Here is a 12,475-nt window from a genome sequence, read left to right on the forward strand (position 1 = left end):
GGATTGACGACAGTACACCCTCAACCGCCGATACGGATTTCCGGCAGTTTGGGAGCTTTGATGGTCATTTTTTCGGTCGGTGCCATCACGCTGGCTTCACCGCTGGCCACTACTTTGCCGTTCTGATTGCTGACTTTACAGTCAAGGGTTACAACCGGCTTGCTGTCGTGTTTGCTGCTGACGGTTAATTCCACCGTTAACTCATCGCCAATCATCACCGGTTTGCGGAAGGATAAATTCTGACCGAGATAAATGGTTCCCGGGCCAGGTAAATCCATCGCCAGTGCTGCTGAAATTAATGCTCCGGTAAACATACCGTGGGCAATCTGCCCTTTAAACATTGTGGTGGCAGCATATTCGGCATCCAGGTGCACAGGGTTGTGATCACCTGAGGCCGCGGCAAACAGAATAAGATCCTGCGCAGTAACGGTGTGCTTGCGCTGACAGCTGTCTCCGACAGCAATTTCATCAAACGGACGATTGGTAATTGTTTCCATACAGTTCCCGGGTTAATTAGGATAAAGGTGAGTTATTCTTGCCGCCAGTTACAGCGGCAACGCCTTGAGCCACTTCAGAATGTTCTGAAAAACCTCATCAGCATTGGTTTCGTTCAGCATTTCATGCCGGCCTTCAGGGTACATTTGCAGGCTGACATTGTCATGACCTGTCTTTTCCAGAAAGGCTTTTAATGCCGGAACACCTTTACCCATCTGACCCACAGGGTCGCGATCACCGCCAAAAAGATAGATAGGTAAATGAGCCGGGATTTTGCGCAGATTATCGGCTTTGCCGATTTCAATCAGACCGCCAAATAAGTCAGTCCATAATTGCAGACTGCACAGATGCCCGCAGGCGGCATCGGCCAGATAACGGTCAACCTGTTCGTTGTCGCGGCTCAGCCAGTCAAAATCGGTACGGTTAGGACGGAAAGCTTTATTGAATGCGCCAAAGGACAGGGCATCCATTACGCCAGACAGGTGTTGCTGTCCCTGACGCAGTTTCAGCAGACTGGCGACGCTGCGCCCCAGATGAAACAGAGCGGACGGCTGATGATTGGAGCCGGAGAGAATCAGGCCGGACAACAGGTCGCCATGACGGATGGCGAATCCCTGCGCAATAAACGATCCCATTGAGTGGCCAAACAGGATGCGTGGCTCTGAGCCGCAGACGGCTTGCTGCACCCGCAGGATATCGTCCATCAACAGTTCCCAGCCGCCCATGCCCGCAGCATCTGCGTCGGCATAGTGGCCGCGCGGACGACGTTCGCCATGGCCACGGTGGTTATGGGTAACAACCTGATAACCCGCCTGGTGCAGGTATTCGGCCAGAGGGATATAGCGGTCACAATGTTCGGCCATACCATGCATCAGGTGGATGGTGGCAATGGGGGAGGTCAGAGACCATAAGCGCGCTTCGAAGGTGGAATGATCGGCGGCAGAGATAGTTATTTTGTTCATTATTTGATCGCTGTGCTGACGAGAGTTAGCCGGCCGTGTCAGGCGGCGCTGTTACCATCTCCGTTATGTGTCAAATTGTAAATAGCTGGGAGGCGACTTTTGCCGCGATGTGAGAAAACAGGTAAACTCCGGCTGCTTTTTTGGCCGGTATTTCTACTGGGGAGCCGGAATCCGGTCAATTCAAAATTTCACAAAACCCTGCATATAACGATAATTCAGGGTTATCAGGAGGCGGTATGAACGAGCAATTTTTCCAGGAGCGTTATCCGGAGGGCTATCCGAGTTCGATAGACCCGGATAAGCACGAATCATTAGTCGAAATCTTTAATGGTTTCGTAGAACGTTTTGCTGATCGCCCGGCTTTTACCTGTCTGGGACAAACCCTGACCTATGCCGAACTGAATAAGCAGAGCGCCGCCTTCGCAGCTTACCTGCAGAACGAGACCAGCCTGCAGGCCGGTGACCGCATCGCGGTGCAGCTGCCGAATATTCTGCAATATCCGATTGTTGTGTTCGGTGCTATGCGTGCTGGTATGGTGGTGGTTAATACCAACCCGTTGTATACCGAACGCGAGATGGAACACCAGTTTAACGACTCCGGCGCCAAAGCGCTGGTTGTGCTGGCTAACATGGCCGACAAAGCTGAAAAGGTTCTGCCAAATACCGGTATCAAGCACGTTATCGTCACCAACGTTGGTGATATGCACGGCACAATCAAACGTGTGCTGATTAATACCGTTCTCAAGCACGTTAAAAAAGAAGTTCCGGCCTTTAACATTCCGGGTGCTGTTGCCCTGCGCAGTGCGCTGAAAACCGGAGCAGGAAAAACCTTCACCGAAGTTAAAATGGACCGCAATGATGTGGCCGTGCTGCAGTACACCGGCGGTACCACCGGCGTCGCCAAAGGTGCAATGCTGACTCACCGCAACCTGATGTCGAACATGATGCAGTGTCATGGTCTGTTTACTATGGTGCTGGAAGAAGGCAAAGAAACCGTTATCGCGCCGCTGCCGCTGTACCATATCTACGCCTTTACTGTGCATTGCATGGTGCTGCTGGAAACCGGTAACCACTCGATTCTGATTCCTAACCCGCGTGATATTCCGGGCTTTATCAAAACCCTGCAGGGTGCTGAGTTCAGCGGTTTTGTGGGTCTGAATACACTGTTCGTTGCGCTCTGCGGTCAGGAAGCCTTCCGTGCCCTGAACTTCAGCAAACTGAAACTGACCATCTCCGGTGGTATGGCGCTGACCAAAGACGCGGCAGACCAGTGGCAGAAAGTTACCGGTTGTGAAATTGCTGAAGGTTTTGGTATGACTGAAACTTCTCCGGTTGTTTCTTTCAACCCGCCAGGCCATATCAAGCTGGGTACCATCGGTATGCCGGTTGCTGGTACTAACTGTAAAGTGATCGACGAAGAAGGTAATGAATTACCTCTGGGTGAGCCGGGTGAACTCTGCGTTAAAGGCCCGCAGGTAATGAAAGGTTACTGGCAGCGTCCGGAAGCGACCGCCGAAACCATCACCGAAGATGGCTGGCTGAAAACCGGCGATATGGCGGTGATCACGGATGACGGTTACATGAAGATCGTTGACCGTAAAAAAGACATGATCATTGTCTCTGGTTTCAACGTTTACCCGAACGAAGTGGAAGATGTACTGGTATCTCACCCGGACATCGTTGAAGCCGCTGCAATCGGTATTCCGGATCCTAAGAGCTCTGAAGCGGTTAAAGTGTTTATCGTTTCCAAAAACGAAAACCTGACCGCAGCAGAAGTAAAAGACTGGTGCCGCGAGCGTCTGACCGCTTATAAAGTACCGCGTCATATTGAGTTCCGTGACGAGCTGCCGAAGACCAACGTCGGCAAAATCCTGCGTCGCGAACTGCGTGATGCGGAGCTGGCCAAGCACAACTGAGTTGTCCAGGGCCTGTCCACACTAATTGAATAGGGCCTGCTGAGAGCCAGTTTTTCTCAGAACAAGGAGAGAGGAGTGATATTAGCGGGCTAAATGAATGACGAGCGACGATGTTAATGGGGAAAACTGGCCTCAGCCCGAAGGGTTATGGCTAAAAATCCCTCATCCTGCGTTGCTGTTCGTTCGCTTAACCCGTTAGGCCACACTCTCAGCGCCTTGTTTGAGAAATTTTTAGCCAATAACAGGCCTGTTTAATTAGTGTGGACAGGCCCTGGGTCGTGATAAAAACGCCCTGTATTTTCGGATACGGGGCGTTTTTATTGGTGGAGCCGGCGAATTTACCGCCGAATCCACATGTTAACAATAATGGAGATTCCCGTGAGCGCTGACGCTTTTACTGCCGACTGGGCAGCCCTGCATAAAGCCATTGACCAATGTTTGCTGAAAGATCAGCACGGCATGCGCCGCAGTGTGCAGCAGTTAAAGAAGCGCTCGCCGGATGATGCTGCCACTCAGGCGCAGCTGGAAAAACTGCTGCAGCGTATTCAGCGCAGCCAGCAGACGGTAGCGTTGCGCTCTCAGCCTTTACGTATTGCCTATCCGGAAGAACTGCCGGTCAGCGGCAAACGTGATGAGATTCTCGCGGCACTGCGCGACCATCAGGTAGTGGTGGTCGCCGGTGAAACCGGTTCCGGTAAAACCACGCAATTACCTAAAATTTGCCTGGAAGCCGGTTTTGGCCGCCAGGGGCGGATTGCTCATACCCAGCCACGGCGTCTGGCTGCGCGTGCGGTTGCGCAGCGAATTGCTGAAGAACTGGGTTGTGAGCTTGGTCAGCAGGTTGGCTATCAGGTGCGCTTTACCGATCAGAGTGTCGATGCCAGCCGGGTAAAGCTGATGACCGATGGTATTTTGCTGGCGCAAACCCAGCACGATCGCTTTCTCAATGAATACGACGCCATCATTATCGACGAAGCGCATGAGCGCAGTCTGAATATTGATTTTTTGCTGGGCTATTTAAAGCAGTTGCTGCCGCAACGTCCGGATCTGAAAATTATTATTACCTCAGCCACCATCGATGTTGACCGTTTCGCTCAGCATTTTGCCGATGCCAGTGGTAAAGCCGCTCCGGTGATTGAAGTATCCGGTCGTACTTTTCCGGTTGAAGTCCGATACCGTTCTTTATTACGTGATGAAGAGGACGCGGATGACCGCACTTTGTTTGAGGGTGTGGCTGAAGCACTGGCAGAACTGCGCGAAGAAGATAAAAAATCCGGTCAGCATGGTGATGTACTGATTTTTATGCCGGGTGAGCGTGAAATCCGCGAGTGCGCCGAATTTTTACGCCGCGCACAATTACCGGCCACCGAAATCCTGCCGCTCTATGCGCGTTTAAGCGGTGCCGATCAGCAGAAAATCTTTAAGCCTCACGGTGGCCGGCGGGTGGTGCTGGCCACTAACGTGGCCGAAACCTCGCTGACGGTGCCGGGCATCCGTTATGTGATTGATTCCGGCGTGGCGCGCATCAGCCGCTACAGTTACCGCAGTAAAGTACAGCGGCTGCCGGTTGAGGCTATTTCTCAGGCCAGTGCCAATCAGCGTGCTGGTCGTTGTGGCCGTACTTCGCCGGGTATCTGTATCCGTCTGTACGAAGAAGCCGATTTTCTTGCCCGCTCAGAATTTACCGATCCGGAAATTCAGCGCACGAATCTGGCCGCGGTTATTTTGCAGATGCTGCATCTGAAACTCGGCCGGCTGCAGGATTTCCCATTTATCGATGCCCCCGACGAGCGCTTTATTAAAGACGGTTTTAATCTGCTGCAGGAACTTGAAGCGGTTGATGCCGACGGGAATATGACAACGCTGGGCCGGCAGATGGCGCGTCTGCCGGTCGATCCGCGTATTGGCCGGATGTTGCTCGAAGCAAAGCAGCAGCAATCATTGCGCGAGGTGCTGATTATTGCTGCGGCATTAACCGTGCAGGACCCGCGTGAGCGCCCGCCGGAAAAACAACAGGCCGCGGATGAAAAGCACCGCCTCTGGCAGCACGAAGAATCCGATTTTCTCAGTCTGGTGAATTTATGGTTTGCCTACGAAGAACAGCGTCAGGAAACCTCTCAGGCGCAGTTGCGTAAATGGTGCAGCAAACATTTTCTGTCTTTTATGCGCATGCGTGAATGGCGTGATACCCATCGCCAGCTGCATGTATTGTGCAAAGAGCTGGAATTAAAAGAAAACACCGAACCGGCCAGTTACGAAGCCGTACATAAAGCCTTGCTGGCCGGTATGCTCAGCCAGATTGGTTTTAAATCGGAAGGGCAGGAATATCTGGGCGCCCGTAACCGTAAATTGTTTATTTTTCCGGCGTCGGGGCAATACAAGAAAAAACCGAAATGGATGATGACCGCTGAACTGGTTGAAACCAGTAAGCTGTATGCGCGTACGGTGGCGCGCATAGAACCGCAGTGGATAGAGCAGGTCGGCAAGCCGCTGCTGAAATATCAGTATTTTGAACCGCACTGGAATGCCCAGCGTGGGCAGGTAACCGCTTTTGAACAAAGTACGTTATACGGATTGATCGTTAATCCGCGCAAACGGGTTAATTATGCGTTAACGCATCCGCAGGAAGCACGGGAAGTCTTTATTCAGGAAGGCCTGGTAGAGCAGCAGTTGCGCAGCAAACTGCCGTTTTACCGCAAAAATATTGCCCTGCTGAAAGAAGTCACTGAGTACGAAGAGAAATCCCGCCGCCGTGATCTGGTCATTGACGATGCCTGGCAGGCCGAGTTTTATCGCCGGCATTTACCACTGGAAATTCCGTCGGTCAGACACCTTGAGCGCTGGTATGAAAAAGCCTCCGCGGCGGAGAAAAAAGCACTCGAATTTACCCGCGATCAGTTACTCAGCGCGGATGCCGCAGGCATTGGCGCCAGGGATTTTCCCGGCGAACTGGAATGGCAGGGCATGGCTTTTCCGCTCAGTTATACCTTTGCACCAGGAACCGATAATGATGGCGTCAGTCTGAGTGTGCCGGTGGCTATGCTGCAACAGGTTCCGGATGCTCAGGTGGAGTGGCTGGTGCCCGGCTTTATCGGTGAAAAAGCCGCTCAGCTGATTAAAGGTTTACCCAAGGCCGTGCGCAAAAATTTTGTACCTGTACCGAATACGGTAGAAGTATTTCTGCGTCAGGCGGATGCCTCTCAGGGTGGTCTGTATATTCAGTTACTGAATTTTCTTAATAAAACCCAGCGTCCGCCGCTGGAATTATCACAGCTGCTGGAGGTTGAGTTACCGCCGCATCTGCGCATGAATATCCGGGTGATGTCCGATGGTAAGCTGCTGGCGCAGGGGCGCGATCTGGCAGCGTTAAAAGCGCAGCTGAGTGATGCCAGTCAGCAGCAGGTACTGACACTGGCGCATCAGGATTATCAGCGCAGCGATATCAGTCAGTGGGATTTTGCCGATTTACCGGAGACTATCCAAACGCAGGTGAATGGTTTACCGGTACGCGCTTTTCCGTGTTTACGTTTGCAGGGCCAGCAGCTGGAGCTGACGGTTGAGGCCAATATTAACGACGCCCGCCGCGCACACCGCACCGGCGTCAGTCGCCTGATCCGCAACGCTCTGCCGGAGCAGGAGCGGATGCTGAAAGCCCATATTCAGAAAACCATGGCCAGCCGCTGGTTGCTGGCAAAAGGTCTGGGCAGTCAGGCTGATATTGCCAATGACCTGCTTGAAGCTGCGTTTATTCAGGTGTTTGTGCCTCTGGATGAAGCGCTGCCTTACACTGAGGCTGAATATAAAGCCCGTCTGGAGCGTCGCTCTGAGCTGATCGCCCACGGTGAACGGTTACTGGCGCAATATATTGAGTGGCTGCAGCTGCGCCATACCATCCTGAAACGTATTGGTGGTGCGGTCAGTCTTGATCGTGCGATGGCCTACAGCGATGTAAAAGCTCATCTGCAGCGGCTTCTGGCTTCCGGTTTTATGAGCCGCACCCCCTGGGTTCAGCTGCAATGCTACAGCCGTTATTTACGTGCAATGGAATACCGCATCGATAAGCTGCAGGGCAATCTGCCGCGTGACCGGCAGTCGATGATTGAGTATGAGGCGCTGGCAACCCCTTATCTGGAATTACTGGCGCGTGTTGACATCGATGACCATCCGCAATTGCAGGAATTTGGCTGGCTGCTGGAGGAGTGGCGGGTGTCGTTGTTTGCTCAGCCGCTGGGTACCCGTGAGCCGGTATCGATGAAACGGCTGCAGAAGCGTTGGCTGGAAATCCGTGATATCTGATTTTTTTTCGTCTGTTCTGTAAGAAGCGGGTATACCCTGCGACTAAGGTTAGGTGCACTGCAAAAGGGTTGAATTAATTACCTTTTCCGGGCACTAATGTGTCAGCCTCCGCTCTACGGACGCGGGGCCAGACTCTTAATAACCAATGAACAGGACTACATCATGGCTAAGAAAACAATGAAACCCGTTGCTGCTGTACTGGGTACCGCCTTTATTGCCGCGCTGGCTCAGGCGCCGGTAGCCTCTGCTGCTGAAAACCCATTTGCATCCGCCGAGTTACAGTCTGGTTATAAGCTGGCTGCAAACCATGAAGGCAAGTGCGGTGAAGGTAAATGCGGCGCCGAAAAAACAAAATCTGAAGGCAAGTGCGGCGCAGAAAAAACCAAATCCGAAGGCAAATGCGGCGAAGGCAAATGTGGTGCTGAAAAGTCCAAGGCAAATGCTGAAGGTAAGTGCGGCGAAGGCAAGTGCGGTGCCAGCAAAACGAAAGCTGAAGGCAAATGCGGCGCAGATAAATAACGATGAAAACATCCTCCCACTTCGTTTCCGGAGCCGGGTTGGGTTTGCGGCGGGCTTTGATGGGCCCGCTGGCAGACGTGCCGGATTCGGCGATTGATTTTATGGAAATTGCGCCGGAAAACTGGATCGGAATTGGTGGCCGTTTTGGCAAACAATTACGCCAGTTTACTGAACGGTATGATTTTCTTTGTCATGGTCTGTCTTTATCTCTGGGTGGCCCCGCACCGCTCGATGAAGCACTGGTTCGCTCGGTCAAAAGCTTTATGCAGGAACATGGCATTAAGGCCTACAGCGAGCACCTGAGCTATTGCAGTGATGATGGTCATTTATATGATCTGATGCCTATTCCAATGACCGAAACTGCCGTTAATTATGTCGCTGAGCGCATTATGCGGGTGCAGGATATTCTCGGGCAGCGTCTGATTATCGAAAATGTGTCAACCTATGCCGAACCCGGTAAAGAAATGTCGGAGCAGGATTTTGTCTGCGCAGTACTGGAAAAGGCCGACTGCGACCTGCTGCTGGATGTTAATAATGTTTATGTGAACAGTATTAACCATGGTCAGGATGCGTTGGCTTATATCCGCGCCATGCCATCAGAACGTATCCGCTATCTGCATATTGCCGGTCATTACGATGAAGCCGATGACCTGTTGGTCGATACCCATGGTAATGCGGTTAAAGCCGATGTCTGGCAATTGTTGCAGCATGCTTATCAGTGTCATGGGGTGCTGCCTACGCTGCTGGAACGGGATTTTAACTTCCCGGAGGTGGCTGAATTAGTGGCTGAGCTTGATATTATCCGCCAGTATCAGGACGAGGCTGAGCGCACTGTAAAAAATGGTTCTCTGGTCAGCGGAGGTGTCCGTGTCAGTCGCTGAGCATAATGAACACCTTAAACTGCAGCGGGAATTTGCCGCTCATCTGCGCAATCCAGAGGTGGTAGCTGCGCCCGAGAGTATCGATGAGCGCCGCCTGTCAGTTTATCGCGAACTGTTTTTTAATAACGTTAAAGGCTTTCTGGATACAACCTTTCCGGTCTGTGCCGAAGTGCTGGGCGAATCTCGCTGGCAGGCCTTAGCGCGTGATTTTTTTGCCAGTTACCGCGCCCAGAGTCCTTATTTTCTGGAAATTCCGCGTGAATTCCTGACTTATCTTGAAACGCATTATCAGCCTGACGCTGATGATCCTGAGTATTTTTATGAGCTGGCCCATTATGAGTGGCTGGAGCTTGCGCTTGATATCGCTGTTGCTGCTGATACTACCGGACTGAAGAGTGAGTTGACTGAACAGAATCTGGCAGCCGGCATTCCCTTAGTGGCGGTGGCTGAAGGTTTTCTTTATCAGTATCCGGTACACGAAATATCGTTACAGAATAAATTCCCTGAAGCGAAAGCAACGGCGCTGATCGTTTATCGTGCACCGGATGATCAGGTCCGCTTTATTGAAACCAACCCTTTTACTCTGCAATTACTGGCTCTGCTGAAAGAACAAACGCTCAGTGGCTATGACGCTGTCTGCACGTTACTGCAGCAGGCCGGAATGAGTGTCAGCGAAGCTGCAGTTGCCGGTGGTATGGCTATTCTGCAGCAATGGGCCGGGCAGGGATTAATTACCGGTGTTCAGGCCGTAACTGAAGCGAATTAATCTGAGGAATATGTTATGTCGTTAGTCAGTTTTCTTGATGCGCAGCACGACCGGTTAAATTCAACCCGTGCTTTCGATTTTTTGGCTCCTCTTGCTTTGCGCCTGTACCTGGCTGCTGTTTTTTGGGTAGCCGGTATGAATAAAGTGGCCGGCTTCGATAATGTGGTCGAATGGTTTGGTAACAGCGATTGGGGATTGGGGTTACCTTTCCCCTGGCTGATGGCATTTCTGGCGACGGCTGCTGAAGTGGGCGGTGCGGTTTTGCTGCTGCTGGGGCTTGGCACCCGTTACATTGCTGTGCCCCTTATGATTACCATGCTGGTCGCCATTTTTACCGTGCACTGGGATCATGGCTGGCAGGCGGTTGCGGACCTGAATTCTCCGGGAGCCACGGCGGCGACAGCAGAGGCATTAACCCGTCTTGAACGGGCACGTGAAATATTGCAGGAATATGGCAACTATGCCTGGCTGACGGCGGATGGACGTTACAGCTTTGTGGTGTCCAATAACGGTATTGAATGGGGCGTAACCTATCTGCTGATGCTGCTGGTTTTGTTTTTTCAGGGGGCTGGTCGCTGGTTCAGTCTGGACTACTGGATTGAGCAACGTTACCGGGCGCAATAGAGTGTTCCGTACGTGTTGCGTTCGTGGTGCGCGTGGGTCTGTTTTTATCGGTTCTGAGCTGTTTTAATGATGCGAAATTTACAGTAGAGAATTCATGATGCGCGCACCATGGTTGCTCCCCTTATGCCTTGCTTCTTCATTAAGCTGGGCAGCAGAGACGACAGATCCAGACCCCTGGGAAGGGTTTAATCGCTCTGTATTTGCGTTTAATGAAAATCTGGATAAATACATCGCCAAGCCTCTGGCGCAGGGGTATCAGTACATAACCCCCGAGCCTGTCGATCAGTCGGTAACGCATTTTTTCTCCAACCTTGGTGATGTGCTGGTTATCGTTAATGATATTGGCCAGCTGAAAATGGGGCAGGCGTTATCAGATACAGCCCGTTTTCTTATTAACAGCACTGTTGGGTTCTTTGGCGTGTTTGATGTGGCTACGCATATTGGCCTGCCAAAGCATGACGAAGATTTTGGTCAGACGCTTGGTTACTGGGGCGTGGGCAGCGGACCTTATCTGATGTTGCCGTTCCTTGGGCCCAGCACTTTGCGTGATGGTACTGGCCTGTTGATCGACTACCAGAGTGATCTGGGCTACACCGGAATTGGCAACAACTACGCACAGGAGATTGGGCTTTATACCGTGCGTGGGGTTGACCTGCGTGCCGACTTAATTGCCTCTGAGGGGCTGATCTCCGGCGATCGTTATACCTTTATCCGCAGCTTTTATCTGCAGCGTCGTGAATATCAGATTAACGATGGTGTTGTGCAGGATGAGTTCGAAGATGACTTTGACGATTTCGATGATGAAGAAGACTGGGGAGATGATTGGGATAAGTAACGTTCTTCGCCTGGTCAGCATAAAAAAACCCGCATCAGCGGGTTTTTTTATGCGCGCCGGATGTTGATCAGGCGTTGCGCTTTGGCAGTACGTCTTTCAGTTTATTGCGCATGCTGCGGATGGCTTCCGCTGTTTCGTCCCAGCTGATGCAGCCATCGGTAACTGACAAACCGTATTCCAGATCGTCCAGATTGGCCGGGATGTTCTGGCGGCCATGTTTCAGATTGGATTCCACCATCAGGCCGATAATGGATTTGTTGCCTTCCAGAATCTGGTTGGTGACATTATCCATAACCAGAGGCTGTAACGCCGGGTTTTTATTGGAGTTTTCATGGCTGCAGTCAACCATGATGTTCTGCGCCAGATCGGATTTCGCCAGCGCCTGTTCGGCCAGGGAAATATTCACTGAGTCGTAGTTCGGCTTGCCGCCGCCACCACGTAAAACCACGTGACCGTACGGGTTACCCTTGGTCGATACGATGGATACTTTACCGCCCTGATCAATACCCAGGAAGCGGTGCGGGTTGGCAACCGACATCAGGGCATTGGTTGCAACGGTCAGGCTGCCGTCAGTGCCGTTTTTAAAGCCAACAGCAGAAGACAGGCCAGAGGCCATTTCACGGTGAGTCTGGGATTCGGTGGTGCGTGCACCGATGGCTGACCAGGTGATCAGATCCTGCAGATATTGCGGAGAAATCGGGTCCAGAGCTTCGGTAGACAGTGGCAGGCCGAACTCGGCGAGATCAATCAGCAGGCGGCGGGCAATGTGCAGGCCGTCCTGAATCTTGAACGTATCGTTCATGTACGGATCGTTGATCAGGCCTTTCCAGCCGACGGTGGTGCGCGGCTTTTCAAAGTAAACGCGCATTACCAGATACAGGGTATCGCTGACTTCTTCGGCCAGATCGCGCAGGCGAGCTGCATATTCTTTGGCGGCTTCTACGTCATGGATAGAGCAGGGGCCAACGACGATAAAAATGCGGTGGTCTTTACGGTCCAGAATATCGCGCACGACCTGGCGGCCTTGCTGTACGCTGGCAACAGCGGCTTCGCTGCTGGGCATGTCGGTTTTAAGTTGTTCCGGGGTGATCAGCGGAACAATCGACTCAATATTGAGATCTTCTACGCGATTGTCAGTCATTCTGCTTCCTGATTGTGGGCGAATGTGGGCGAATGTAATT

10 protein-coding genes are annotated in these 12,475 nt (G+C 52.2%); 7 read left to right on the forward strand and 3 right to left on the reverse strand.

Going from position 1 to position 12,475, the window contains the following annotated elements; genetic code table 11:
- Positions 1–20: 20 nt before the first annotated feature.
- Both MT343_RS09095 and MT343_RS09100 read right to left on the reverse strand, forming a co-directional pair.
- On the reverse strand, positions 21–497 hold the full coding sequence (locus tag MT343_RS09095) for a MaoC/PaaZ C-terminal domain-containing protein (protein WP_145468818.1): 477 nt from the start codon (positions 495–497) through the stop codon (positions 21–23).
- Between the two features lie 48 nt (positions 498–545).
- Positions 546–1,457 carry an alpha/beta fold hydrolase gene (locus MT343_RS09100; RefSeq protein ID WP_145468817.1) on the reverse strand — a complete coding sequence of 304 codons (912 nt, stop codon included), beginning with the start codon at positions 1,455–1,457 and terminating at the stop codon, positions 546–548.
- Between the two features lie 236 nt (positions 1,458–1,693).
- Here MT343_RS09100 and MT343_RS09105 point away from each other — a divergent pair, with 236 nt between their 5' ends.
- From MT343_RS09105 to MT343_RS09135, 7 genes are all read left to right on the forward strand, one after another.
- Positions 1,694–3,373, forward strand: coding sequence for an AMP-binding protein (locus tag MT343_RS09105; protein ID WP_145468816.1), 1,680 nt, complete (start codon positions 1,694–1,696; stop codon positions 3,371–3,373).
- A 378-nt stretch (positions 3,374–3,751) separates the two neighbouring features.
- Positions 3,752–7,669 carry an ATP-dependent RNA helicase HrpA gene (hrpA, locus tag MT343_RS09110; protein WP_243989493.1) on the forward strand — a complete coding sequence of 1,306 codons (3,918 nt, stop codon included), beginning with the start codon at positions 3,752–3,754 and terminating at the stop codon, positions 7,667–7,669.
- Between the two features lie 162 nt (positions 7,670–7,831).
- A complete protein-coding gene (locus MT343_RS09115) occupies positions 7,832–8,188 on the forward strand; it encodes an HvfA family oxazolone/thioamide-modified RiPP metallophore (protein ID WP_145468814.1) in 357 nt (118 codons plus the stop codon).
- A gap of 2 nt (positions 8,189–8,190) precedes the next feature.
- Entirely contained in the window at positions 8,191–9,069 is an 879-nt protein-coding gene (locus MT343_RS09120; RefSeq protein ID WP_145468813.1) for an HvfB family MNIO-type RiPP peptide maturase, read from the forward strand.
- The gene (locus MT343_RS09125; protein ID WP_186435879.1) at positions 9,056–9,835 is read left to right on the forward strand and encodes an HvfC family RiPP maturation protein; all 780 of its coding nucleotides are present in this window, start codon (positions 9,056–9,058) and stop codon (positions 9,833–9,835) included. Before MT343_RS09120 ends, MT343_RS09125 begins: the two co-directional genes overlap by 14 nt.
- A 15-nt stretch (positions 9,836–9,850) precedes the next feature.
- Positions 9,851–10,459, forward strand: a complete 609-nt coding sequence (locus MT343_RS09130) for an HvfX family Cu-binding RiPP maturation protein (RefSeq protein ID WP_145468811.1) — start codon at positions 9,851–9,853, stop codon at positions 10,457–10,459.
- 94 nt (positions 10,460–10,553) lie between these two features.
- Positions 10,554–11,294 (forward strand): MlaA family lipoprotein, encoded by a 741-nt coding sequence (locus tag MT343_RS09135; protein ID WP_145468810.1) that lies wholly within the window; start codon positions 10,554–10,556, stop codon positions 11,292–11,294.
- A gap of 67 nt (positions 11,295–11,361) precedes the next feature.
- Here MT343_RS09135 and MT343_RS09140 read toward each other — a convergent pair whose 3' ends face one another.
- Entirely contained in the window at positions 11,362–12,435 is a 1,074-nt protein-coding gene (locus MT343_RS09140) for a 3-deoxy-7-phosphoheptulonate synthase (protein WP_145468809.1), read from the reverse strand.
- Positions 12,436–12,475: the final 40 nt, after the last annotated feature.

Origin of the sequence: Venatorbacter sp. C2-1 (genome assembly GCF_022832715.1) — a bacterium.
Classification (GTDB): domain Bacteria; phylum Pseudomonadota; class Gammaproteobacteria; order Pseudomonadales; family Oceanobacteraceae; genus Venatoribacter; species Venatoribacter alkanivorans.